Below are 25,156 nucleotides of genomic sequence, written 5' to 3'. Positions count from 1 at the left end.
CCGGGCATGAAGACACTCCCCACCCTGCCCGCCTGTTGCTCGCCTCTGGATGAACACTGGCTATTGCCCGACGCCCTGCCCGGTACGGTGCTGCTGAGCACCTGCTTCGACCCGTTGCTGTTGGCTGGCACCGACTTTCCCGACAGCGCCATCGAACCACCGGCGAGCATCCAGCGCTCGGTGGCCAAGCGTCAGGCAGAATTCCTGGCCGGGCGAATCTGCGCCCGGGCGGCGTTGCAGCAGCTCGATGGCCTGGCCTGCGTGCCGGCCATCGGCGAAGACCGCGCCCCGGTGTGGCCAGCTCATATCAGCGGCTCGATCACCCACAGCACGGGCCGGGCAGCGGCCATCGTCGCGAAAAAAGACCACTGGCAAGGCTTGGGCATGGACGTGGAAAACCTGCTCGACCCCGAGCGCGCCGAGCGCCTGGCCGGTGAAATCCTCACCTCGCCAGAGTTGCAGCGCATGACCCGGCTCACGCGCGATGACCAGGCCTTGCTGGTGACCCTGACCTTTTCCGTGAAGGAAAGCTTGTTCAAGGCGCTGTATCCCATCGTCAGGCAGCGTTTTTATTTCGAGCATGCCGAGGTGCTGGACTGGACACACGACGGACAGGTGCGGCTGCGCTTGCTGACGGACCTGTCGACCGAATGGCGCCATGGCAGTGAACTGCAGGCGCAGTTTGGGGTGAGGGATGGGCAGTTGTTGAGCCTGGTGGGGATCAGGGCCTGAGGTTTTTGGTGTCTGGGAGGGCCTCATCGCGAGCAAGCTCGCTCCCACAGGTTGGACGCATGCCCTGTGGGAGCGAGCTTGCTCGCGATGAGGTCGGCACAAGCACCATCTCTCAAGACCTGTCCTGATGCCTGGGCCAACTCAAGCTGAAGCACGCCCCACCCAGGCTTTTGCTCTTGCCGATCAACGCCCGACCGTCATGCCAATGGATGATCCGCCGCACGATCGACAGCCCCAGCCCATGACCGCCTGAAGCGCGGGCGCGGCTGTCGTCCAGGCGCAGGAAGGGTTTGAAAATCCGCTCCCACGCCGCTTCCGGCACGCCAGGCCCGTCATCTTCCACGTCCACCCGACAGCGCAACTGGCCCACCTGGTAGCTGACGGTGACTTTGGAATGGGCGTGGCGCATGGCATTGCCCACCAGATTCTGCAAGGCCCGATGCAGAAAGCGTGGCTCGGCCTCGACCCAGGCGCCGTCGCAATCGGCGGCCGACAGGCATAGACCGCGCTCGACCGTGATCCCGGCCCGCAACGGCCCCAGCTCATCGATCACCTGATTAACCAGCGCATCCAGATCCACCCGCTGAAAATTCAACGCCGGCGAACCCTGCTCCAGCCTCGCGTAGGTGAGCATTTCGTCCACCAGCCGATCCAGGTCTTCGATGTCGTGGTCCATGCCCGCCAGGTATTTATCCCGGGCCTGGGGTGTGGTGGCGCTGCCGAGCATTTCCAGGCCAAACCGCAGGCGCGCCACCGGGGTGCGCAATTCGTGGGACACCGCCCGCACCAGCTCGCGCTGGATCGCCAACAGTTGCTGCAAGTGCTCGGCCATGCCATTGAACGCCGCCGCCAATCGCCCGACCGAGTCGGCGCCTCGGGCCGGCACCCGGGTTTCCAGGCTGCCCTGGGCGATCTGGGTGGCGGCCGACTCCAAGCCACGCAAGCGCCGCTCCAGCTGACGCACCAACAGATAGACGATCAACCCGATCAGGCTCAACCCCAGCGCCGCGATCAGCACCAGCCATTGCGGCGGGTAAGGGTTCATCTGGTACAGCGGGCCGATCTCCAGGACCCACGGTGTGCCAACCATGCCGGCGAAGACCCGGATCGAATCGCCACCCTTGCCCAGCGCCATCACCGTATCGCCCTCGGACACGCGACGGCGCTGGTCTTCGTCCATGTCGGCCTGCTCGGCGGTCATCAGTCGCAGGTCGAAACCAAACCCTTTTTCCTGCTCCAGTTGCGCCAGCCGCTTGGGTTGCTCGGCCACGGGGTAACGCACCAGTTCGTCGGCCAACAGGTAAATGGTCGCGCGGGCCAGTTGCTCGCTGATCTGCTGGACTTCCCCGACCAACATCAATTGCTCGGTGTCATTGACCAGCCGATAGACTTTTGCCGCATGGGGCCCGGTCTGCTCGACCAACGCCTGGCCGCGCAACACGCGAGTGCGCTGGCCGAGGTCCAGGTCGGTCTGGGAGAACGTCTGCAAGGCCAGGGGAATGCCCAGCAGACGCTCCCACACGGCCAATGCCCGACGGCGCTCGGTGTCGTCCATTGGCCGCAGGTTGTCGGCCATCAACGAAAACGTACCGTGGGCCAGGCGCTCGCGGTATTGCTCGCCGCGAGTCTGGTTGAGCAGGTGCAGGGCCAGTACGCCGAGGACCGCCACCAGCACCAGCGCCGCGCACATGCCGCCATAAATACGCAGGAAGATCGAATTCACGGTGCCAAGTCTGCGCAAGCTTCGGGAACGAACAGGTAGCCTTTGCTGCGGATGGTCTTGATCAGCCGGGGATGGTCCGGGTCGTCGCCGATCTTGGGCCGGATGCGCGAAATACGCACATCGATGGAGCGGTCCTGGCCGTCATAGCCGATGCCGCGCAGGGCGGTGAAGATTTCTTCCCGGGACAAGATGCGCCCGGCATTGGATACCAGCAGCCACAGCAGGTCGAATTCGGCGCTGGTCAGCTCGATACCGTTGCCCTGCAACCAGGCTTCGCGCAGGGCGTCGTCGACCACCAGCGGGCCGAATTGCAGGCGCCGCTGCTTCTGCGCCACGCTCGGCTCCGGCTCGCTGCGTCGCAGCAGGGCCTGGATCCGCGCCAATAGCAGACGCGGGCGAACCGGCTTGCAGACGTAATCATCGGCGCCCAGGTCCAGGCCCTGGATCTGATCGGTGTCGTCGGTGCGGGCGGTGAGCATCAGGATCGGCCCGTCATAGTGCTCGCGCACCTTGCGGCAGATGCTCAGGCCGTCTTCGCCGGGCAGCATCAGGTCGAGGACCACCAAGTCCGGCTGCTCGGCAATGATCCGCGCCGCCGCCACCGCACCGTCGCCTTCGATGGCGACACGCAACCCGTTGCTTTCGAGGTATTCCCGGGTCAGCTCGGCCAGACGCTGGTCATCCTCGACGATCAATACCTGCCAGGCTTCTTGTTCCACTGGGGGACCTTTTGGCTGATTAGCTAAATAAGGAGAGGCGTGTCGCCAATCTCACTGACAAGGCACGAACCCTGTGGGAGCGAGCTTGCTCGCGAAGGCGGTGTGTCTGTCAGCCTCCATGCTGCTGCTCCGACCCTATCGCGAGCAAGCTCGCTCCCACAGGTTGGGTCCTGCGCCTCCCCCGTCTTTTTGTCATGTTAAAGGAGGATAAACACACCCACGCACAGGCCGATTGTATAAACGCCGCCTGCACAGAAAACAAGCGGACAAATGCGTTCGGTCGAAGCAGGTTTTATGTGGTAACGTCCGCGCCCGCAAAAATCTTCAGGCTGTTTTCGGATCGTCGAAACCGGTGAAAAAAGGTCCACTCCAGCTAGGTCGCGGCCTACAGAGCAGTTCCACGTTTCGCACACAAATTACGCACAGGCTTATCCACAGGTAGTACGTTGCATACCCCCCAAAAACGCATTATCTTGTAGCCCGCCGCGTAAAAAACCCTACATGTAGGGTTTCAGGCCAAAAACCAAACACAAGTCGGGCAGAGAATTCAAGCGCTTTTCTTGCTTCTGTCCAACTGAAACATCGCATTTCCCCAAGCCCAGACCGCCCCTGCGGATGGCAGCTGTTTCAAGGTCGAAAACGACCGAAACGGTACGGGTGTTGCAGTCAATTGCTGCCACCCCGACAACCCGGTTTCGAGCCTCGCTCGCAACCTGAGAACTTCGGATGGAAGCGGCATTAAACGCCTGCTTCCTACTGTCCCGAAGTTGTTATGCCCGGCGCCAGTCGGTTGTAGTGCTTCAGGACGGAACGGTGGGCACCGTGATGGTGCCCAAACAAACATAGAGAACGTGGAGACACCCATGCACACCGACACAACTCGCGAGAACCCGCAGGGCACCGCGCCGCTGGCCGCCGATTCGAGCCCGGATCTGTCCGCCACCGCGCCGGGCCAACTGCGTGTGATCAAGCGTAACGGCACTGTCGTTCCTTACACCGATGACAAGATCACCGTCGCCATCACCAAAGCGTTTCTCGCAGTTGAAGGCGGCACCGCTGCCGCTTCGTCGCGAATCCACGACACCGTGGCCCGCCTGACCGAACAGGTCACCGCGACCTTCAAGCGTCGCATGCCTTCGGGCGGCACCATCCACATCGAAGAAATCCAGGACCAGGTCGAACTGGCCCTGATGCGTGCCGGCGAGCAGAAAGTGGCCCGCGACTACGTGATCTACCGTGACTCCCGCGCCAAGGAACGTGCTACCCGCTCCCCGGCCGACGCACCGGTCCAGGCCCACCCTTCGATCCGCATCGCACGCGCCGACGGCAGCCTGGCGCCGCTGGACATGGGCCGCCTGAACACCATCGTCACCGAGGCCTGCGAAGGCCTGGAAGAAGTCGATGGCGACCTGATCCAGCGCGAAACCCTGAAGAACCTCTATGACGGCGTCGCCCTCAAGGACGTCAACACCGCGCTGGTGATGACCGCACGGACCCTGGTGGAACGCGAGCCGAACTACTCCTTCGTGACCGCCCGCCTGCTGATGGACACCCTGCGTGCCGAAGGCCTGAGCTTCCTGGAAGTCGCCGAGAGCGCGACCCACCACGAAATGGTCGACCTGTACGCCAAGGCGCTGCCCGCTTATGTCGCCAAGGGTATCGAGTTCGAATTGCTGAACCCGGTCCTGGCCGAATTCGACCTGGAAAAACTCGGCAAGGCGATCAACCACGAGCGTGACCAGCAGTTCACCTACCTGGGCCTGCAAACCCTGTACGACCGTTACTTCATCCACAAGGACGGTATCCGTTTCGAACTGCCGCAGATCTTCTTCATGCGCGTGGCCATGGGCCTGGCAATCGAAGAGAAGCAGCGCGAAGACCGTGCGATCGAGTTCTACAACCTGTTGTCGTCCTTCGACTACATGGCGTCGACCCCGACCCTGTTCAACGCCGGCACCCTGCGTCCACAGCTGTCGAGCTGCTACCTGACCACCGTTCCGGACGACCTGTCGGGTATCTACGGCGCCATCCACGACAACGCCATGCTGTCGAAATTCGCCGGTGGCCTGGGCAACGACTGGACCCCGGTTCGCGCATTGGGCTCGTACATCAAGGGCACCAACGGCAAATCCCAGGGCGTCGTGCCGTTCCTCAAAGTGGTCAACGACACCGCCGTTGCGGTCAACCAGGGCGGCAAGCGCAAGGGCGCGGTCTGTGCCTACCTGGAAACCTGGCACATGGACATCGAAGAGTTCATCGAGCTGCGCAAGAACACCGGTGATGACCGTCGTCGTACCCACGACATGAACACCGCCAACTGGATCCCCGACCTGTTCATGAAGCGTGTCTTCGATGACGGCAAGTGGACCCTGTTCTCGCCATCCGAAGTGCCGGACCTGCACGACCTGACCGGCAAGGCCTTCGAAGAGCGCTACGAGTACTACGAAGCCCTGACCGAGTACAACAAGATCAAGCTGTTCAAAGTCGTCCAGGCCAAAGACCTGTGGCGCAAGATGCTTTCGATGCTGTTCGAAACCGGTCACCCATGGCTGACCTTCAAGGACCCGTGCAACCTGCGCAGCCCGCAGCAGCACGTGGGCGTGGTCCACAGCTCGAACCTGTGCACCGAGATCACCCTGAACACCAACAAGGACGAGATCGCGGTCTGCAACCTGGGCTCGATCAACCTGCCGAACCACATCGTCGACGGCAAGCTGGACACCGCCAAGCTGCAACGCACCGTGAACACCGCCGTGCGCATGCTCGACAACGTGATCGACATCAACTACTACTCGGTGCCGCAAGCGAAGAACTCCAACTTCAAGCACCGTCCGGTCGGCCTGGGCATCATGGGCTTCCAGGACGCGCTGTACCTGCAGCACATCCCGTACGGTTCCGATGCCGCGGTCGAGTTCGCCGACAAGTCCATGGAAGCGGTCAGCTACTACGCGATCCAGGCTTCCTGCGACCTGGCCGACGAGCGTGGCGCCTACGAGACGTTCCAGGGTTCGCTGTGGTCCCAGGGCATCCTGCCGCTGGACTCGCAACAGATCCTGATCGCCCAGCGCGGCCAGAAGTACATCGACGTCGACCTGAACGAATCCCTGGACTGGGCACCGGTTCGCGCCCGTGTGCAGAAAGGCATCCGTAACTCCAACATCATGGCCATCGCACCGACCGCCACCATCGCCAACATCACCGGCGTGTCGCAGTCGATCGAACCGACCTACCAGAACCTGTATGTGAAATCGAACCTGTCGGGCGAATTCACCGTGATCAACCCGTACCTGGTTCGCGACCTCAAGGCTCGCGGCCTGTGGGACTCGGTCATGATCAACGACCTGAAGTACTACGACGGTTCGGTGCAGCAGATCGAGCGCATCCCGCAAGAGCTCAAAGCGCTCTACGCTACCGCGTTCGAAGTGGACACCAAGTGGATCGTCGACGCCGCCAGCCGTCGCCAGAAGTGGATCGACCAGGCTCAGTCGCTGAACCTGTACATCGCCGGCGCCTCGGGCAAGAAGCTGGACGTGACCTACCGCATGGCCTGGTACCGTGGCCTGAAAACCACTTACTACCTCCGTGCCCTGGCCGCCACCAGCACCGAGAAGTCGACCATCAACACCGGCAAGCTGAACGCTGTTTCCAGCGGCGGCAACCACGGTGACGATTCGGTCCTGGCAGCGCCAGCAGGACCTGCGCCAGTGCCAAAGGCCTGCGCGATCGACGAGCCGGATTGCGAAGCTTGCCAATAAGCTGAGCGGGTGGGCGCGTAAAGGCGCCCGCTGAAAGAAGCCCCCGATAGACCGCTGGTTTATCGGGGGTTTTCTTTTGTGTGGAGAAAAGTGGCGCCTGGCCTGGCCCCATCGCGAGCAAGCTCACTCCCACCTTTGAGCCGCACTTACAGGCCACTGTGGGAGCGAGCTTGCTCGCGATGAGGCCGGACCCGGCACAACAAAACCTGCGCCCACAAAAAAGCCCCTCTTGCGAGGGGCTCCTTGTGCAGCCTTCAAGCAACCCTCGATATCAAGCCATCTGAATGATGGTCTGCATGATGGTGCTCTGGGTGGAGATGGTCTTGGCGTTCGCCTGGTAGTTGCTCTGGGCCTTGATCAGCTCGACCAGTTCGTTGGTCAGGTTGACGTTGGACTCTTCCAGGGAGTTGGAGACGATCGAACCCAGGGTGCCAGTGGTGGGAGCGTCGTAGCCCGGGATACCCGAGGCGAAGGTTTCTTTCCAACTGGTGCCGCCCACTGGCTGCAGGCCTTGCTCGTTGGTGAAGCTGGCGAGCGCGATCTGGCCGATCGGCTTGGTCTGGTTGTTGCTGAAGTTGGCCAGCATCACACCGCTGCCATCGATGGTCAGGTTGGTGATCTGGCCGGTGGCGTAACCGTTCTGGGTCGGGATCGACCGTGCGGTGTCGGCGTTGAATTGGGAGGTATTGCCCATGGAAATCGTGATGGTTGGTGCACTCGCGGCGCCGTTGGCGGCCCATACGCCGTTGGTCACGGTGCCGGGAACCCAACCGGTCAGTACCAGATCACTATTGACCGTCGCTGGCGGAGTGGTGACCGTGGTCAACTTGCCGTTCGAATCGAAGTTCATGGTCGAAGGGATCGGCGCAGTCGCACCGGTCGTGGTCGGCAAGCTGCCGTTCAGGTTACGGCCATCGATCAAGGTGTAGACATTCCAGGTGTTGCCGGCAGTCTTGACCATGTACTGGTCCATGGAATGCTGGTTGCCCTGGGTGTCGTAGATCGGGGTAGTGAACTGCTTGGTGTACGTGGCCGTGTCGGTCGGATTGAACGCCGCGGTGATCGCTGTCGCTGTCGAGTTCAGGTTGATCGTCGACGAAACCAGGCTGGTGGCTTGTGGCGGCAGGTTAGAGGTGTCAATGCGCAGGTCAGTCAGGATACCGTTGAGGATCTTGCCGTTGGCGTCCACGCCGTAGCCTTGCAGGCGTGACGTACCATCACTGTTGGTGACGTAGCCTTCCTTGTCGGTCTTGAACGTACCGGCACGGGTATAGCTCAGGGAGCCGTCGTTGCTCAGGACAAAGAAGCCCTGGCCCTGGATGCCCATGTCCAGCACGTTGCCGGTGTTGTTGACGTCACCCTGGCCGAACTGCTGGGAAACGTTGGCCAGGCGCACGCCGTTGCCGACGGTCTTGCTGCCCGAACCCAGCTTGGTGGCCGAGTAGACGTCTTCGAATTCCGCACGAGACGATTTGAAACCGGTGGTCGCCACGTTGGCGATGTTGTTGCCGGTCACGTCCAGCTGTTTGTTGGCTGCATAGAGACCGCTAAGGCCGATGTTAAAAGACATGTTGACTCCTTTTGCCGGTTAGTCGGCTCTACATACCAATAGTTTGTACTTTGGACAGGGCAATGCTGCCCAGCCCGGCCAGGTTGAGCATCAGCTCGCCGCCCGTCTGGCTGATGGTCACGCTGCTGACCGTGGCCGGCAGGTTGGTGATCAGCGACGTGGCCTTGCCATCGATGGTGGTCGACGCAGCGAAGGTGTAAGTGCCCGATTCGACGACCGTGCCCGCATCGTTCTTGCCATCCCAGATGAAGGCCGAGTTGCCGGCGTTCTGGCTGCCCAGGTCGATGGTGCGAACGGTCTTGCCGTCCTTGTCCACGATCTTGACGGCGACGGAGGACACCGATGCCGGCACCACCACCGTACCGTTGAGGCTCTTGGAGGTATCGACCACAGCCTTGTCACCTGGGGCAATGACCGAGCGGCCCACCAGCGACGAGGCCTGCAGGGCCTGGGACGAGTTGTAGTTGCCGGCGATGCCGCTCACCGTCTCGTTGAGGGTGGTGATGCCTTCCAGGCTGCTGAACTGCGCCAACTGGGCAACGAACTCACCGTTGTCCTGTGGCTCCAGCGGGTTCTGGTTTTTCAGCTGGGTAACGAGCAGTTGCAGGAACGCATCCTTGCCCAGCTCCTTCTTGCCGGTGGCAGCGCTGGTCGCCGCGCCCAGGCCATCGGTCGTGGTGTTGGTCTTGACCGAGGAGTTGGCCAGAATCTCGTTGAGGCTCAAACCGCTTGTAGTGTTGGTAACGCTCATGTGACTCGCCCCTTATCACTGACCGAGGGTCAGGACCTTCTGCATCATGGCTTTGGCGGTGTTCATCATTTCGGCGTTGGTCTGGAACGAACGACTGGCGGAAATCATGTCGGCCATTTCTTCGACGACGTTGACGTTCGGGTAGTAGACATAACCCTTGGCGTCCGCGGCCGGATGGTTTGGCTCATAACGTGCTTCGAGGTTGCTCTGGTCCTCGACCACGCCAAGCACCTGTACGCCTTGCCCGGCCGCTTCCTGATCCTGGAACAGCGAGTCGCTGCCACCGGACTGGCCGCCCTGGAACATGGTGGCGAATACCGGGTGGCGGGCGCGATAGGTCTGGTCGATGCTCGACGAAACGGTCTCGGCGTTGGCGATGTTACTGGCGACGGTGTTCAGGCGAGTGGTCTGGGCACTCATGGCACTGCCGGCAATGTTGAATACGCTAGCAATCGACATGGCTTACTCTCCGCGCAGGGCCGATATCAGCCCTTTGAACTTACTGTTGAGCAGGGTGAAGCTGGCCTGGAAGTTCACGGAGTTTTCCGCGTAGTTGGACTGTTCCAGTTGAGCGTCCACGGTGTTCTGGTCGATCGACGGTTGCATCGGCGTGCGATACATCAGCGACTCGTCGCCATTGCCCAGGCCTTCGGCTTCGATATGACGGTTGTTGGTCATGTTCAAGGCGAAGTGGCCGTTCTTGGCCTTGTCGTTCTGCTCGGCGAGCACCTTGGAAAAGTCCAGGTCCCGCGCCTTGTAGTTCGGGGTGTCGGCGTTGGCGATGTTGTTGGCCAGGACTTCGGCACGCTGGGCGCGGAAGCTCAGGGCCTGTTCGTGGATACCGAGCGCTTTATCGAAGCTGATGCTCATGTCGGAAACCTTTGGGTGACCAGAATGTACGTACGACGGCTAAAGCAAGCGCCGTGCCATTTCCAAAAACCCCATAAACCGGGGCTTTGCGGGCACCGGCAAAGCGGCAATGCCAGAAAAGCGGCAACGGGTTTCCGCTTACCTGCCGCTTTTCTGCCGCTTTCACCCGGCGACGCGAGTCAAAATGTGGGAGCGAGCTTGCTCGCGATAGCGGTCTGTCAGTGACATGGATTTTGGATGGGCCGCCGCTATCGCGAGCAAGCTCGCTCCCACAGGAGATGGTCCCGGCTGGTAGGCAAAAAAAGGAGCCCCTTGGGGCTCCCGTTTTTTGACAACACCCGCGAATCACTTCGCCTGGTAGATGATCCCCGGGCTGCACTGGACCATCTGGTAATGATCCGGCAACCCGTTCAACGCCTCGGAGGCGCCAAGGAACAGGTAGCCGCCCGGCTTGAGGGTGCTATGGATACGCAGCAGGATGTCTTTCTTCACTTCGGCGGAGAAGTAGATCAGCACGTTGCGGCAAAACACGATGTCGAACTTGCCCAGGCTGGCGTAGCTGTCCAGCAGGTTGAACGAGCGAAACTCCACCCGGCTCTTGATCGGTGCCTTGACCACCCACTTGCCCGGCCCTTTCGGGTCGAAGTAGCGTTGCAGCCGGTCCGGCGACAAACCACGGCCGATGGCCAGGCTGTCGTACTCGCCAGTCTTGCAGTTATTGAGCATGGTCCCGGACAGGTCGGTGGCGACGATCTGCACGCCGCCTTTCAACTGGCCCAGGTTGGAGCGTTCGAACTCATCGATGGACATCGACAGCGAATAGGGTTCCTGCCCCGACGAACAGGCCGCCGACCAGATCCGCAAGCGCTGGCCCGGGCTGGCCTTGATGGCGGCCGGCAGCACTTTGTTCTTCAGTACTTCGAACGGATAGGTGTCACGAAACCACAGGGTTTCGTTGGTGGTCATGGCGTCCACCACCATCTCGCGCAAGCCGCTGCGCGGTTGGGTCTGGATACGCTGCACAAGCTCGCCCAATGACTTGAGGCCCTGTTGCTCCATCAATTTATTGAGACGGCTCGACACCAGGTATTGCTTGTTTTCACCAAGCAAGATGCCACAGGCTTTTTCCAGGAAGACCCGGAACTGTTCGAAATCCAAATTACCCGTAGACAAGATACCGCCTCTTTCATCGTGTTGACTTGCCGGGCGCACAACGCGCCCGACCTTTACTTTATTCTGCTGCCTTGATCCGATCGACCACCCGGGACGCCAGGTCATCGGGACGGAATTTCGCCAGGAAATCGTCGGCACCGACCTTCTTGACCATCGCCTGGTTGAAAACCCCGGACAACGAAGTATGCAAGATGATGTGCAGCTTTTGCATGCGCGGATCGCTGCGGATTTCCGAGGTCAGGGTGTACCCGTCCATCTCCGGCATCTCGATGTCGGAGATCATCATCAGGAATTCCTCTTCGGGCTTCTTGCCCTCGTCGACCAGCGCACGCAGGTAATCCAGCGCCTGCCGCCCATCGTTCAACGCCACCACCTCCACACCGACCGTTTGCAGGCAACGGGTTACCTGCTTACGTGCCACCGACGAATCATCGACGGTCAGCACCCGCAGCGAAATCGCCTTGTGCTGGGTCTCGGCGTCCACCACACCCGCAGAAATCGCTTCCGGCGTGGGCGCCACTTCGGCGAGGATCTTCTCCACGTCGATGATTTCCACCAACTGGTTGTCGACCCGGGTCACAGCCGTCAGGTAGTGATCGCGGCCGGTGCCCTTGGGCGGCGGATGGATCTCTTCCCAGTTCATGTTGACGATGCGCTCCACCGAGCGCACCAGGAAACCCTGGGTCTTGGTGTTGTACTCGGTAATGATCACGAACGGATTGCTCTGGTCCAGCAGCCGACCGGAACCGGTCGCCATCGCCAGGTCGAGAATCGGGATGGTCGCACCCCGGATATTGGCCACACCGCACACGACGGGGCTGGACTTGGGCATCAGGGTCAGCTTGGGGCATTGCAGCACCTCGCGGACCTTGAATACGTTGATCCCGTACATTTGTTGGCCGTCGAGACGGAACAACAACAGCTCCAGGCGATTCTGACCGACCAGCTGAGTGCGCTGGTTCACCGAATCCATTACTCCCGCCATGCCCTGACTCCTACCTAACGCTAATGTGTCCGACGCGCATTCATCACTAAACGGCACGGGGCTTGCTATTGAACCGGCATGAACGCACAAACGACATTTTCTCGACGCCTGAACACTCACTGCCGCCACTGGCTCGGTGCACTGCTGGCTGCCTGCCTGTTCATTTCGGGCGGTCCTGCCCTTGCGGCGGCTCCGGTTACCTTGCCTGATCTCCTTATCGGCGTCACTCAGGGCTTTCTTGAATTCACCGTAGAAGACTACCTGGCAACCAGTCAAACCGAAGGTCGTTACGAAATCGAAGTCAACCAGCTCGACCCGCGCCTGCGCATGCCCATGTGTGACAAGGAATTGACTGCTTCGCTGGAGAGCCCGGCCCGGCCCCTGGGCCGTGTCACGGTGAAGGTTCGCTGCGACAGCGCCGCGCCCTGGACGGTGTTCGTGCCCGCTCAAGTGCGCCTGTTCCGGGAAATCGTCACCACCACGCGTCCACTCAAGCGGGCCGGGATCGTCGAGCCCCAGGACGTGATGTTGCGCGAACGGGACATCAGCCAGATCACCCAGGGCTTCCTGACCTCTGTCGATCAGGCCATCGGACAGAAACTTGTCCGACCAATGGTCGCCGATCAGGTCGTGACGCTGGTGCACCTGGAACAGGCCGAAGTGGTCCGCAAGGGCGACCAGGTGGTCATCACCGCCCGCAGCGGCTCACTGGCCGTGCGGATGCCCGGCGAGGCCCTGTCCAACGGCGGCATGCGTGAACAGATACGGGTAAAAAACCTCAATTCCCAGCGCGTCATCAAGGCGCAAGTGATGGCTCCAGGCCAAGTGGAAGTGGCGATGTAATGACCCGATAGAGGAGGTAGAAAGCTGGCGCTTGATCCCGGTGTTCCCTAGACTGTGCCTTACGCCAAGGCAAGCGCAGACGTGCGCACGTTCATTGAATAAATGAGCCTAAAGTTTTTTTGGGGATGGCCGAAAACATGGCAAGCGTCCAAATACCCACCAGAGGTTTTTTACCATGGTCATCGATTTCAATCGTTTAAACAGCTCTTCACCGCTGACAGGCACTACGCGTACCAGCGCCGCCAAGGAAACCGTCGAATCCGACAAATCCGCACCGGTGTCCACGCCAGCCGAACAGGTCAGCAACGGGGAGTCGGTACACCTCAGCAATGAGGCTCAGCAGTTGCAGAAGCTCACTGACAAGCTGCGCGATCAACCTGTCGTCGACAACGCCCGCGTGGCCGAGTTGAAAGCAGCCATCGCCGATGGCAGCTACAAAGTCGACAGCAACCGCGTAGCCAGCAAACTGCTCAACTTCGAAGCCCAGCGCTAGGCCGCCGCCTGCGCCAGGCTTTTGGACGCTAAGACCCAAGGCCAGCCATGCACGACACTCATTTGTTGCAACTGATCATCGACGACTTCGTTCCAGCGCAACAATTGCTGGAGTTATTGCAGGCCGAATCCGTGGCCCTGCACGGTCGTGACATGCCTTTGCTGGAAACCATCCTGGCGCAGAAACAGGCACTGATCATCTTGCTCGACCAGCATGGCCGCAAGCGCAGCGAGATCCTCGCCAGCCTCAACCTGCCCGCCAGTCATGACGGCCTTGAGCAGTTGGCTGCCCAGTCGACCATCGGCGATCAGCTGCGGTCCCAGAGCAAAGTGCTCAACGACCTGCTCGCCCAATGCCAGGCAACCAACGCCCGCAACGGCCAGTCGATCCTGATGCAGCAAGCCGCCACCGCCAACCAGTTGCGCATTCTCAACGGTGGCGAGATCCCGACGCTGTACGACGCAAGCGGTTCGACGGCCAGAATGGTCAAGCACCGCCCGCTCAGCCAGGCATGAAACGAACAATGCCTTCGCTCTATCAACGCGCGATACATGCTGGCAAAATGCCGGCCATTCGTAGTCGTATTTTGCCTGGAGATTGACCCACCGTGTTCAATGCCTCAAACGCGGATGACGCTCCGCAGCCCCCCAAGGTCCTCACCACGCCCCTGGAAATTTCTGGCAACCTGCGGATGCTGCAAGATAGCCACGACCCGCTGATCATTACCTTCCATGAACGTACCCAGCGCTTCCAGAGCTATCTGGTCAATGTCGATCGCGAGACCAATTCCATCGCCCTGGATGAAATGATTCCCCGGGACGGCGAGCGTTTCCTGCTGGCCGGCGAGCCGTTTCGCGTCGAAGGTTTCCATGACGGCGTACGCATCGCCTGGGATGGCAAGGGTCCATTGACCATCGATGAATCCAGCGACGGTCGCTGCTATCGCGGCGCCCTGCCCGACGAAGTGGTCTACCACCAGCGTCGCAACGCCTTCCGCGCCGCCCTGAAACTGGCCCAACTGGTGAGCGTTGAACTGGGCGGCGACAAGCTCAAGTCCCCCGTGGACGGCAAGCTGCTGGACATTTCCGCCACCGGTTGCAAGCTGCGTTTCGACGGTGACATCACCGAACGCCTGCAATTGGGCCAGGTGTACGAGCGCTTCATCGCGGCCCTGCCGTTTGGCAACATGATCGCCCCGGTCGAGCTGCGTTACCTGCATTTCGAAGAAAGATTCAACACCACCTTCGCTGGCGTACGCTTCCACAACATCAGCGGCCTGGTGCAACGGCAGGTCGAGCGGTTCGTCTACCAGCTCCAGCGTGAAGCCCGACGCTTCGATAAAGACGACCTCTGATCGTCGAGTCATGAAAAAACGGGCAGTCCCTTGCGGCGACTGCCCGTTTTTTTATGCCCGTTTCAAGGCCTGGCCTGGGTAAAGCTAGGGGCCTCAGGCGCCTCGGCGTCAGCTTCAGCCACGGTCTCAGTGGCGGGCTCTGGCTCCATCTCCGGGCTGGCCGGTGCCTGCATCTGCTCCTGCACCACTTGTTCATCCACCCGTGGATCGAGGCACGCCACCAGAGGCGAACTCGACATGCTGTCCGGCATCGCCACGTGATGCAGCGGTGCGTCATCGACCTGATGCAGGTTGGTCACCGCTTTCGGCCGGATCCGCCACACCAGCACCAGGGCGAAGAAGGCGAAAAAGCCGTAGAGCATCTGGCTACCGAACATCTTCATCAGCACCCCCGCCACCAGCGGCCCGATACTGGCGCCAACGCCATAGGTCACCAATAGCATCGCGGTCAGGGACACCCTTCGATCCGCTTCGACGTGGTCGTTGGAAAACGCCACCGCCAGCGGATACAGGCAGAACTGCACCAGCGAACAGAAGAACCCGGCGACGAACAGCACCTCCAGCGGCACCGCCGGAAGGATCGCCAACGGCAGCGCACAAATCGTCAGGACCAGCGCAAAGCAGCGGATCAGCAACGCCCGGTCGTAACGGTCAGACAGCCAGCCCAGCGGCCACTGCACCAACAATCCGGCAAAGATGCAGCTCCCCATGAACAGACCGACCTGCTCGGTCGACAAGCCCTGCTGGGACGCGTACAGCGGTGCCAAACCATAGAACGAGCCGACGATCAGCCCCGAACCCAACACCGTGCTCAACGACTGCGGCACACGCTTGATGAAGAAACGCGGCTCCATGGGCGCCGGATGCAGCGCCGCCGGGTGAATTCGCCGGGTCAGCGTTACCGGCACCAGGCACAGGGCGAAGCACAGCGCCACCAGCATCAGCAGCTCCAAGCCCAGGGCCGGGTGCATGACCAGGATCAACTGCCCCAGCACCAGCCCCAGGTACGAGGCGATCATGTAGCCGCTGAACACCACCCCACGCTGCTTGGCATCGGCCTGCTCATTGAGCCAGCTCTCGATGACCATGTACTGGCACATCATGCCCAGGCCAACAATCATCCGCAGCACGATCCACGCCGGCAGCCAGTCCACCAGGCCATGGCCCAGCACCGCTGCCCCGACGATCCCGGCGCAGGCCGAATAGGCGCGGATGTGCCCGACGCGGGCGATCAGCCGGTGGCCGATCTTGCCGCCCAGCACCAGGCCGAAGTAGTTGGCGGCCATCAGCGCACCGACCCAGAGGCTGTCCACATGGTCGGCGGCCAGGCGCAAGGCCAGGTAAGTACTCAAGAGGCCCGAGCCGATCAACATCATCAGCGAGGCGAAATAAAGCGCTCGAAAAGGTTTCCAGATTTGGCGCATCGGCGTTCCGAGCGGCTCCTTGAGGTGAGTAAGGGCTATCCGTTGAAGATAGCCCGAATGCAGCGGTTCTTTATGCCTGGGCCGCCAGGACACGTCGCTCCCAGGGCGTGATTTCATCGAAGAAGCTGGTCAGCTCCAGGGTCTTGGAAGCGATGTAGCCTTCGATGAACTCCGTGCCGAACAGTTCCTTCGCCAGATGACTACGCTTCAGACGCTCCAGGGCGGCATGCAAGGTACATGGCAGCGACAGATTATCCGGCACTTCGAATTCGCCCTGGATCGCCGCGCTCGGCTCCAGGCGCTGTTCGATCCCGTACAGCCCGGCGGCCAGGCTGGCGGCAATCGCCAGGTAGGGGTTGGCATCGGCCCCGGGCAAGCGGTTCTCGACCCGTCGGGCCACTGGCGCACTGGCGGGAATCCGCAGCCCGGCCGAACGGTTGTCATGGGACCAACAGGCATTGTTCGGTGAGGCGAACGGATGGCACAGCCGCTGGTAGGAATTCACGTTCGGCGCGAACAACGCGGTGAAGTCCGCCAGGCAAGCCTGTTGTCCCCCGATGAAATGCCGGAACGCGGCCGTCGGCTCGCCCGCTTCGTCGCTGAAGACGTTGCGGCCGCTGTCCGCCTCGACGACGCTCTGGTGGATATGCATCGAACTGCCCGGCGTGTGGGCGAGGGGCTTGGCCATGCAGACCACGGTCAGGCCGTGCTTGAGGGCCACTTCCTTGAGCAGGTGCTTGAACAGGAAAGTCTGGTCGGCCAGCAGCAGCGGGTCGCCGTGCAGCAGATTGATCTCGAACTGGCTCACGCCCATTTCATGCATGAAGGTGTCGCGCGGCAAGCCCAGCGCCGCCATGCAGGCATAGACTTCGCTGAAGAACGGGCGCAGGCCATTGTTGGAACTGACGCTGAACGCCGAGTGGCCGTCTTCGCGACGTCCATCCAGGCCCAGTGGCGGCTGGAACGGCTGGGTCGGGTCCGGGTTGGGGGCGAACACGAAGAATTCCAGCTCGGTCGCCACCACCGGCGCCAGGCCAAGGGCGGCATAGCGCGCGACAACGGCCTTGAGCTGGCCGCGCGTCGAGAGCCGGGAGCTTTCACCGGTCAGTTCGTCGGCGTCGCAGATCGCCAGGGCCCGCGGCTGTTGGCTCCAGGGCAGGCGGTGGATCTGTTTCGGGTCGGCCACCAGCGCCAGGTCGCCATCATCACTGCCATAAAAACGCGACGGTGGATAACCGCCCATGATGCATTGCAGCAGCACGCCCCGCGCCAACTGCAACCGCCGCCCTTCGAGGAAACCTTCGGCGGTCATCACCTTGCCCCGCGGCACGCCATTCAAATCCGGCGTGACACATTCAATCTCATCAATGCCCGTCAGTCGCTGCGCGAGTGAACGCTGGCCATCGGTCGTCATGACGCAATCCTTGTTATGTGCGAGCCGCGAACGGCAACCCGTACAAAATAGGCTCCGGCTGTTCGGAATATCAAGCGCCCGGAGGCAATTAAAATCTTATGCAATACGACTGTGGGAGCGAGCTTGCTCGCGATAGCGTCGGCCCAGCCAATATTGAGTTGACTGATACACCGCTATCGCGAGCAAGCTCGCTCCCACAGGGGATTTGTGTTGCCAGGGATACTCAGGAGGGCCTGTTCAGGGCAAGTAAAGCCGGAACACCCCGCCGCCCAACACACCGCCATTGGCAATCTCGGTCCGCCCGCTCACGCCGCCGCGCTGGTGCAGCCCGGCGATTCGCGCGGCAAAGTACAGGCCCAGCCCGGTGCTGCCGCTGCTGTGGTTGATACCTTGCACATACTCGGCCTGACGCTCAATCATCTCTGGCGGATAACCTTCGCCGTCGTCATTGATGGTCAGCACCAGTTGCCCGGCTTCGTCACTCACACTGATCAGCAGCGCCTGGCGCGCATGGCGAATGGCGTTGTTGATGCAGTTGTCGAGCACCGAGGCCACCAGCTCGCGGTCGAAAAAGCCCAAGGGGCTGAGGGGATCGACATCGTAGGTGGCCATGATTCCACGGCTGCGGAACACATCCTGATGGCCGGCCAGTTGCGCCTCGATGAAATCGTCCAGCTCGTGGTAGGCCGGATGCAACGGCAACTGGTTGACGCCGAGCTTGTACAGCCCCAGCAACTGCACCATGAGGCCATTGAGATGGGCGAACTCGAACTCGATGACACCCTGCTCCGACGTCTGCCGCTCGGATTCGGGCAGGCGTTCGAGCCATTGCCCATGTGCCTGCATGAGCAAGGTCAGGGAGTTTTTCATGTCATGCACGGTCGACGCGATCACCGTGGAAAAATCGAGGGCCTGTTCGCTGTCATTCATCGCCAAATGCCTTGCTTCGCAGTTTTTGATAACGCGCAAAACGCGCATCGGAGTCGGGCATCATGCCCACCAGTTTCAGGCAGGCGCGGCACTCCTGCAGCAGTTCCGACTCCACGCTGGTGTCGGTGCCATGCAGCAGCGATTGCGCCATGTTCAGGGCAATACTGATGTTCTTCGGTTGCATCTTCAGGGCGCGGCGGAACAGCTCCCGCGCTTCCGGCAATGCGCCGGTCTTGTAGACCCGCACGCCTTCGCGGTTCAACTCGGCGGCGGCATTGCCCTGATTGAGGATGTTCGGGTCGTCGGTGAGCTTGGCAATGCCTTGCATCACCGCCGGGTCATCACCGTAGATTTCCGCGCAGTTCTTGAGCATCGACTCCCCGGCGCTGGTCTGGCCAAGCATTTGCAACTGCTTGGCCACCAGCAACGCGGCCTCGGCGCTCATGAACTGCTCCATGCCATCGAGGCGCTGCAAGGCCTGTTCGGTGAGCTTCTCGGCGGTTTCGGCATCGTTGAGCAACAGGCTGGTGGCCTTCATCAGCCGCGCCCGGACCTGCAACCCCGGGTCGTTGAGGTTCTCCTTCGCCACAGCGCTGAGGGTGGTGTTGATCTCCAGCCGGGTGCGGGTATCGAGACCTTTTTCGCTGCCCTTGCTGATCAGCGCGTGGGCCAGGCCGAGGTTGCTTTCCGGATCCTTGAAGCGCGACTGCGCGCCCTGCCCGACCGCCTGGCGATAAGCCCGGGACGCCGTGTCGTAGTCTTCGTTGGTCATCGCCAACTTGCCCAACAACGACTGCCGGCGCACGGCCAGCGGCGACAGGCGCACCGCCTCTTCCAGCACGTGCTGCGCCTGCTTGGTGTCACCTTCGGCCATCAACACTTCGGCCATGCCGTCGTACAACGCCGGCATCATTGGAAAGACTTTCAGGGCTTTTTCATAAACGGCCTTGGCCTGCCCCACCTGGCCGCGCTTGAACATCAACTTGCCCAGCCCCGCGTAGGCCCACGGCAACGGGCGATCCGCGATGATGGAGTTGTACAGCCGCTCAAGGGCCTCGTTCTGATTCAGGTCGCGCAACGCATCGGCCCGATAACGCAGGCACAACGGCCCGTAGCGCGGGTCCTGCTTGCACAAGGCGATGCAGGCATTGAGCACCTCCATCGGCTTGCCACGATCGAGGGCCTGCAGGATCGGCTTGAGCAGGGTCTTGCGCTGCTCGAGCCGCTCCAGCCGCTGGGCCAGGCCAGAGCGGTTGAACGGCTTGGTCAGGTAGGCATCCGGCTCATGCTCCAGGGCACTGAGCACCATCGCCTGGCTGGTTTCGGCGGTCACCATGAGGAACACACTTTCATGGCTGATCAGCTTCTCGACCATCAGGTCTTCCAGCACCTGCTGGCCATTCTTGCGCCCATCGCCCAGGTGATAGTCCTGCAAGATGAAGTCATAACGCTTCTGCGAGCACATGCGCAGCGCCACTTCACCGGTGTCGGCGGTGTCCACGTCCTTGACGCCCAGCTCACGCAGCATGGACCGGATCGAACTGCGGAAATCCGAGAAATCATCGACGATCAGAAAACTTTTTTGGTGGTACGCCAGCATCGAGGATGTCCAGGCAAGTAAGAAAATAACCCAATGGCATAACAACGAAACGCCGTGTCACAACCCGAGGCGCGCAGATGATAGCCACCAGCCAGCAACGTTCAAGGGATTTCAGCAATCGCTTGGTTTGGCTGTGTCGTGACGCACATTGCGAGCCGTTTCCGCACGCCGAAACGCTGGAGAAACCAGGGCTCATCAGGGTATCGGCAGAAAATGGCGTTCCGTTAAGAGATTGTGCGGGCAGGCTCCGAGACCTATCGGCTACCTGCCGGGCATAGAACAGTTGGACCGGGGACATGGTTAACCTGTGCCTGGTCGTGAACTTGAACAGCAAGGTTGGACGGTTCAGCCTTTAATAAAACTTGGGCTAGGGACTGTAGGAGCTGTCGAGCGAAGCGAGGCTGCGATCCTTTGATCGTCGCCTGAAGGTCAACTTTCAGGTTCAGATCGCAGCTTCGCTTCGCTCGCACGCGCCTACCCAAAAACGGATTTGATCGGTCAACATTGATCAAATCCGCTTCTCTCAGCACCTATCTGGGGTCTACGACATCCAGCGCCCGGTTTGCCAACATCTGCCCCAGTTCAATCAGCTGTTGCAGTCCCAAGGCAAAATGCCGTCGAGAACCTTCCAGTTCAAACGCCAAGTCATTGGCCATGACATTGGCAGAAGCCAGGGTTTCGCTGAGGTTGGCCAGCAGGCTCTCAGCATCAATGCCCTCCACGACAGTGAATAGCTGGTCGGGAGATGACTTCTTGTCAGGCTGGGCAGGTTTGGGGTTCAGATAGGAATCGATGACACGTTCGGCGTTGGCGTCGGCCGCGATGTCCAGATGCAGCGGGGGAACGGGTGGCAGCCATGCGCAGGTTAGCAGACCGATACGTTAGGAAACCGGCGCACCCGAAGATGCCCTGCGCACAGCAGCCATAAAACTTCGAGCAATAAAATGCCCGCACTGAATGGCAGTTACCATGCGCCTAACGTGATTCCGAGCTGCTAAACCCGACCGCTGGATTGGCAGCGGCGAACAAAGACTAGGCACCGGAATCGGCAGGCGCAAGGGCTTGGGATGTTCTAGGAAATGTCCTGTAAGTCAATGGGAAACATCCCAATACAAGATATTTCGTTCTCTATCGAAACCGTCGGGGGCGTATCTTAGCCAGTGCTGGACAAGGTCGTGTTTCGCTCGTAAAAAAGAAAGAAAGGAAGGAAATATGAAAGCAAGGAATATATTTTATTTAAGAACAGAGCAATTAAATAAATCCGCCCCTTTACCTTAATCACGCTAGCTCTAGTTAGTTACAAAGAACCCACTCTCGGTGAGAGCACATCTTCCTCCAGCCCGCCAGAATCTAAAATAGGATTCCAAATCAATATCGAACTTAAACAACGGCCGCCCAATATACCAAGCAAGATAATAATCCGCAGCCAATCCATAAAGCGCCTCAAACAGCGCATAAATTTGCTCAGCATCGGAAACCCGGCTTCCTCTGATCGCATCCCCAACCTCATCAAAAATCCAATAATGAGGAATATCTTGCTGAAGCCAGTGATCCATATCGTGGCCATTAACAAAAAGCACTCGAGCCTCTTCACAAATACTGAGGATTTCGGAGTCACCGAGAACCCCACATACTCTTTCTTGCTCCTTGAGCCACTCCCGACCTAGCTGAATTAACTCATCACTTCCAACTTTAAGTCTTGGCAAGAGATACAGAGAGGAGTCCATATCTCCAGAGGCAAGAACGCGCTCAGCTCTATCAACCAACTCTTCCGAGGACGGAAAATAACTAAATATACGTCGAATCTCCTCGGAGCCACTGTGCGTTTTCAACAATCCCAAAAAGTAAGACTTATCAAAAACCGCCCTATCTTCACAGAAGGCACACCAGTCCGACAACAAAGAATTCATGTTTAGTTCTCGCCAGTTTTTGGTGAAGGCGGCAATAAATCCTCGCAGCCGTTACTCTTCGTCCCAGAATTCCCCTGGTGGTGCATATTCACCGTCCCTCAAGATAGCGCACCAACCAAAACTCCTATAAAACATCCCAAGATCAATTATTTCATAAACCCCACCCCCAATATCCTTCAGAGTAATCAGACCAGAAGCATGATGCGTATACTGACCACCCGCCCCTGCAACAGCTCTTAACTCCAATTCTTTCCGATCCCACCCCAACACCACTCCAGACGATTCAGGAATAGTTTCCGCAAAAAAAACCTCAAACTCGCTGGCTATCTTGCATACACAGGGAATCCGCTTCTGCCGAAGCAACTCATCCGTAACCAAATTCTTGGGAAATTCAATTTTCAACTTCACTACGAAGTACTCCGAGGCGCAACAACCTCACCTGTAGAATTTTTCCCAAACAGAAAAAGGGCCAGATTTATTTAAGACCAGGACAACCAAATAAATCTGTCATCTTTCCCCTCGCACCCTACTCCGCAAAAAGAACCTTATCATCATAATTATAATCAATACTAATTTTCATCTTCTCTACATCTAGCGTAACTGCACACGAAGACCAAGCCTTTCCATTTTGGCACAATCCATTTTCAACATAATAGCGCCGAAGCTCAACCAATAGCTCTGTCAAATCTCCCACAGCCCTGCTGTCTGGATCAAACCAGCTTGAGCGGTTTGTCTTATCGAAATAATCAAACTCATAACTTCCTCCATCGCCCTCGGCAAAAAGTCTAGCTCTAACAACTATTTTCTGAGCCTCCGAGGGACCAGCATCCAATAAAAGCTGGCCAACTTTTTGATACAGCCCCTGCTCACTCATCAGTTCCCATCTTTAGGTGAATTTATAAAATCAACAATCACAGGACGTCCACCATCAATCGAGTATCTAACAGTTGAATCTATCCGGCCTGAGGCCAGGCATCTGCCCCCGGCCTCCTTCCGCCTGTCATTGCTTAACTAAAAAAAGGGGCCTGTAAACCTGCTCGAAACCGCTAACGACGCCCCAACAACTTCGACCAAAAACCAACCTTATTCTCAACAACCACCGCAGTAGGCGCTTCAGCGTCCTGCCTGAGCGGGTGCGTACTCGGGCCGTCGGGCCTCAATAAATCCCCTGGATAATGTTCAAGCCCCAGGCACTGTGAATCGTCCATATCAAAAGCCTTCACTGCCGCCACGGCCTCCACGCACCAACGACCGAAATAGGCACCGCCCTCGAAGTTCTCATCGCCATAGGTGTACCAATAGGGATGTCTGTAACTGACGGCCTGAGGATCAGAGCCCGACTTGGCACCAGTACGTACCTCTGCATACCAATGCTTGACGAACGCACTCAACAGCGACGCTTGTGAATCCGCCGAAGCGTCTATCGCCGTCAGCAACCGAGCGTAGGGTTTCGGATAAAGAAGCACAGAACCTATTTTACGTTCAGGGCTGCGACTTGCGATTATTCGGTCGAGCAACACGTCCTCGCCTTCGTTGCCGATTAACGTCAACAGCCGCTTCCACTGATCATCCTGAAGATTCAGCGACAACCCCAATCCCACCAGCCAGAAACAGGTGATGTAGTGGTCGTAGTTAACACGCCAGCTGTGTCGCGTGAATTGCTGGTCTTGAGTCCAGACTGCTGCGCCAAGGCGCTCGGCCTCCTCCCAGGCATCGAGCAATCCGGGAAAGTATCGCGAAAGGTCGGCTATCGGATCTCCCGCAGAATACCGGCGCAATATCTGGTGCCAATGTTTCTGCGCAATAATGAAAACGTATTGCGGCGCGTAGTCAGGATCGCCGGCAGGTTTAGCGGCGGTCTTCAGCGCATTGACGATGCTCTCATCACCATACTCAACCCATTCCGACCAATAGCGAGAGCCTCCCAGCGGTGCCCGAATCACCTACGTTTCCTCCGAAATTCAACATTCTGGAATTTGCTTGTATTTAAGCTGGGAGCAATGATAGCGCCTGCGTCTAAAGCCCGAAGAAACTCTCGTAGGCCGTCTCCACCCGGACCGCAAGCTGATCGGAAATAATGACCAGGTTTTCTAGCGCAGCCGTCTCTGCGGACAATAAAGGACTCGACACAGTTGGAGCAGTCAGACCTAGTTGCTGTCGGACCTGGAAAATCGCGTGGATCTCCAAAGGCAACAAATCGAAAGGCGCATATTTGAATTCAGGGTCCCACGCCCCACCGGTGTCGTCAGCGTTGGATAAGTGATATCGACATAACTCTTCCAGTGCATGAGCTAGCCCTTGTTCATTAGTCCATTCGTCTATCACGTTTTGATAAATACCCAGGTCCATCGACTTGATCTCTGGAAGCGTATTTTTTTGTGAGTAGACTGAATAAAGCCAGAGCATAAAAGGCTCGAATCGACGCTGTTTAAGATAGCTGGAATCGACGGCGCCATTGATAGTCAGCATCCCGGCCAGCACATCGGCCACGGACGCGGCCAGATCTCGACGATCAGCCACTATGAATCCGGCCAGCAAACATCCGGCAATGCTCAATTGGTTAGTCAGATTGGGGACGGTTTTGATGCCTTGAAGAAAACTCGTTTTGGAGAAAGCCTTTGCTTTGAGCATCAGTGCCCAATAACGGTACATCATTGAGCGCGAGACATGCTCCCAGCCAGAAGCATCTCTGTCACTGATAGCGACTTCGCCCTGAATGCCATAATAAGTCGCCAGCATCCCCAATGAATCAGCCACGTTGTCCAATCCACCTAACGAGTCGCTGGCCAAATCTTCATCAATGTAGTCAAGTTCCTGAGCCTCCATGCCTTCCGACTGGGAAAGCCAACGTCGATGAAGCTCAAGTAGGCTATTGATTTTTTTCATTTCAGTACATCCCCCATGTATCCC

24 protein-coding genes are annotated in these 25,156 nt (G+C 59.2%); 6 read left to right on the top strand and 18 right to left on the bottom strand.

The features are described 5' to 3' along the window. Positions 1-6 precede the first annotated feature (6 nt). Positions 7-732: a 4'-phosphopantetheinyl transferase family protein gene (locus AO356_RS18975; protein ID WP_203225755.1), complete on the top strand. Its 726-nt coding sequence runs from the start codon at positions 7-9 to the stop codon at positions 730-732. Positions 733-844: 112 nt separating this feature from the next. Here the strand turns inward: AO356_RS18975 and AO356_RS18970 are convergent, their stop codons facing one another. Then, positions 845-2,455: an ATP-binding protein gene (locus tag AO356_RS18970; protein ID WP_060741043.1), complete on the bottom strand. Its 1,611-nt coding sequence runs from the start codon at positions 2,453-2,455 to the stop codon at positions 845-847. Continuing rightward, complete coding sequence (locus tag AO356_RS18965) at positions 2,452-3,174, bottom strand: response regulator transcription factor (RefSeq protein ID WP_060741042.1); 723 nt, start codon at positions 3,172-3,174, stop codon at positions 2,452-2,454. The genes AO356_RS18970 and AO356_RS18965 overlap by 4 nt, the downstream gene beginning before the upstream one ends. Positions 3,175-4,037: 863 nt before the next feature. Here AO356_RS18965 and AO356_RS18960 point away from each other — a divergent pair. After that, a complete protein-coding gene (locus AO356_RS18960; RefSeq protein ID WP_060741041.1) occupies positions 4,038-6,929 on the top strand; it encodes a ribonucleoside-diphosphate reductase subunit alpha in 2,892 nt (963 codons plus the stop codon). Positions 6,930-7,200: 271 nt separating this feature from the next. On the opposite strand, the gene flgE is transcribed toward AO356_RS18960, so the two are convergent. The 6 genes from flgE to AO356_RS18930 form a co-directional block, all read right to left on the bottom strand. Beyond that, a complete protein-coding gene (gene flgE / locus AO356_RS18955; protein WP_060741040.1) occupies positions 7,201-8,499 on the bottom strand; it encodes a flagellar hook protein FlgE in 1,299 nt (432 codons plus the stop codon). Between the two features lie 28 nt (positions 8,500-8,527). Next, positions 8,528-9,250 (bottom strand): flagellar hook assembly protein FlgD, encoded by a 723-nt coding sequence (gene flgD, locus AO356_RS18950; RefSeq protein WP_060741039.1) that lies wholly within the window; start codon positions 9,248-9,250, stop codon positions 8,528-8,530. A 15-nt stretch (positions 9,251-9,265) separates the two neighbouring features. Continuing rightward, complete coding sequence (flgC, locus tag AO356_RS18945) at positions 9,266-9,709, bottom strand: flagellar basal body rod protein FlgC (protein ID WP_060741038.1); 444 nt, start codon at positions 9,707-9,709, stop codon at positions 9,266-9,268. A 3-nt stretch (positions 9,710-9,712) separates the two neighbouring features. After that, positions 9,713-10,120, bottom strand: coding sequence for a flagellar basal body rod protein FlgB (gene flgB, locus AO356_RS18940; protein ID WP_060741037.1), 408 nt, complete (start codon positions 10,118-10,120; stop codon positions 9,713-9,715). Positions 10,121-10,465: 345 nt separating this feature from the next. After that, positions 10,466-11,293: a protein-glutamate O-methyltransferase CheR gene (gene cheR, locus AO356_RS18935; RefSeq protein ID WP_003204735.1), complete on the bottom strand. Its 828-nt coding sequence runs from the start codon at positions 11,291-11,293 to the stop codon at positions 10,466-10,468. Between the two features lie 58 nt (positions 11,294-11,351). Next, a complete protein-coding gene (locus tag AO356_RS18930) occupies positions 11,352-12,278 on the bottom strand; it encodes a chemotaxis protein CheV (RefSeq protein WP_060741036.1) in 927 nt (308 codons plus the stop codon). A 78-nt stretch (positions 12,279-12,356) separates the two neighbouring features. Between AO356_RS18930 and flgA the strand changes: the two genes are divergently transcribed. From flgA to AO356_RS18910, 4 genes are all read left to right on the top strand, one after another. Continuing rightward, a complete protein-coding gene (flgA, locus tag AO356_RS18925; RefSeq protein ID WP_060741035.1) occupies positions 12,357-13,121 on the top strand; it encodes a flagellar basal body P-ring formation chaperone FlgA in 765 nt (254 codons plus the stop codon). A gap of 175 nt (positions 13,122-13,296) precedes the next feature. After that, positions 13,297-13,614, top strand: coding sequence for a flagellar biosynthesis anti-sigma factor FlgM (gene flgM, locus AO356_RS18920; RefSeq protein ID WP_060741034.1), 318 nt, complete (start codon positions 13,297-13,299; stop codon positions 13,612-13,614). 47 nt (positions 13,615-13,661) lie between these two features. Then, positions 13,662-14,129, top strand: coding sequence for a flagella synthesis protein FlgN (locus AO356_RS18915; protein ID WP_060741033.1), 468 nt, complete (start codon positions 13,662-13,664; stop codon positions 14,127-14,129). A 92-nt stretch (positions 14,130-14,221) separates the two neighbouring features. Further along, complete coding sequence (locus AO356_RS18910) at positions 14,222-14,968, top strand: flagellar brake protein (protein WP_060741032.1); 747 nt, start codon at positions 14,222-14,224, stop codon at positions 14,966-14,968. 62 nt (positions 14,969-15,030) lie between these two features. Here the strand turns inward: AO356_RS18910 and AO356_RS18905 are convergent, their stop codons facing one another. From AO356_RS18905 to AO356_RS18860, 10 genes are all read right to left on the bottom strand, one after another. Then, positions 15,031-16,392 carry an MFS transporter gene (locus AO356_RS18905; protein ID WP_060741031.1) on the bottom strand — a complete coding sequence of 454 codons (1,362 nt, stop codon included), beginning with the start codon at positions 16,390-16,392 and terminating at the stop codon, positions 15,031-15,033. A gap of 70 nt (positions 16,393-16,462) precedes the next feature. Then, positions 16,463-17,704: a glutamine synthetase family protein gene (locus AO356_RS18900; RefSeq protein ID WP_162491258.1), complete on the bottom strand. Its 1,242-nt coding sequence runs from the start codon at positions 17,702-17,704 to the stop codon at positions 16,463-16,465. Between the two features lie 339 nt (positions 17,705-18,043). After that, positions 18,044-18,736 carry a sensor histidine kinase gene (locus tag AO356_RS18895; protein WP_060741029.1) on the bottom strand — a complete coding sequence of 231 codons (693 nt, stop codon included), beginning with the start codon at positions 18,734-18,736 and terminating at the stop codon, positions 18,044-18,046. After that, positions 18,729-20,336 (bottom strand): tetratricopeptide repeat-containing response regulator, encoded by a 1,608-nt coding sequence (locus AO356_RS18890; RefSeq protein WP_060741028.1) that lies wholly within the window; start codon positions 20,334-20,336, stop codon positions 18,729-18,731. Before AO356_RS18890 ends, AO356_RS18895 begins: the two co-directional genes overlap by 8 nt. A 530-nt stretch (positions 20,337-20,866) precedes the next feature. Continuing rightward, positions 20,867-21,190 (bottom strand): DUF6124 family protein, encoded by a 324-nt coding sequence (locus AO356_RS18885; RefSeq protein WP_060741027.1) that lies wholly within the window; start codon positions 21,188-21,190, stop codon positions 20,867-20,869. A gap of 435 nt (positions 21,191-21,625) precedes the next feature. Continuing rightward, positions 21,626-22,246: a hypothetical protein gene (locus AO356_RS18880; RefSeq protein WP_152032433.1), complete on the bottom strand. Its 621-nt coding sequence runs from the start codon at positions 22,244-22,246 to the stop codon at positions 21,626-21,628. A gap of 51 nt (positions 22,247-22,297) precedes the next feature. Then, entirely contained in the window at positions 22,298-22,654 is a 357-nt protein-coding gene (locus AO356_RS18875; RefSeq protein WP_060741025.1) for a hypothetical protein, read from the bottom strand. Between the two features lie 118 nt (positions 22,655-22,772). Further along, the gene (locus AO356_RS18870) at positions 22,773-23,120 is read right to left on the bottom strand and encodes a hypothetical protein (RefSeq protein WP_060741024.1); all 348 of its coding nucleotides are present in this window, start codon (positions 23,118-23,120) and stop codon (positions 22,773-22,775) included. 172 nt (positions 23,121-23,292) lie between these two features. Further along, on the bottom strand, positions 23,293-24,189 hold the full coding sequence (locus AO356_RS18865) for a PoNe immunity protein domain-containing protein (protein ID WP_060741023.1): 897 nt from the start codon (positions 24,187-24,189) through the stop codon (positions 23,293-23,295). Positions 24,190-24,262: 73 nt separating this feature from the next. Further along, positions 24,263-25,132 (bottom strand): hypothetical protein, encoded by an 870-nt coding sequence (locus AO356_RS18860; RefSeq protein WP_060741022.1) that lies wholly within the window; start codon positions 25,130-25,132, stop codon positions 24,263-24,265. Positions 25,133-25,156: the final 24 nt, after the last annotated feature.

This window comes from Pseudomonas fluorescens (assembly GCF_001307275.1).
Taxonomy (GTDB): domain Bacteria; phylum Pseudomonadota; class Gammaproteobacteria; order Pseudomonadales; family Pseudomonadaceae; genus Aquipseudomonas; species Aquipseudomonas fluorescens_AA.
This window is presented reverse-complemented; position numbering and strand designations above follow the sequence as displayed.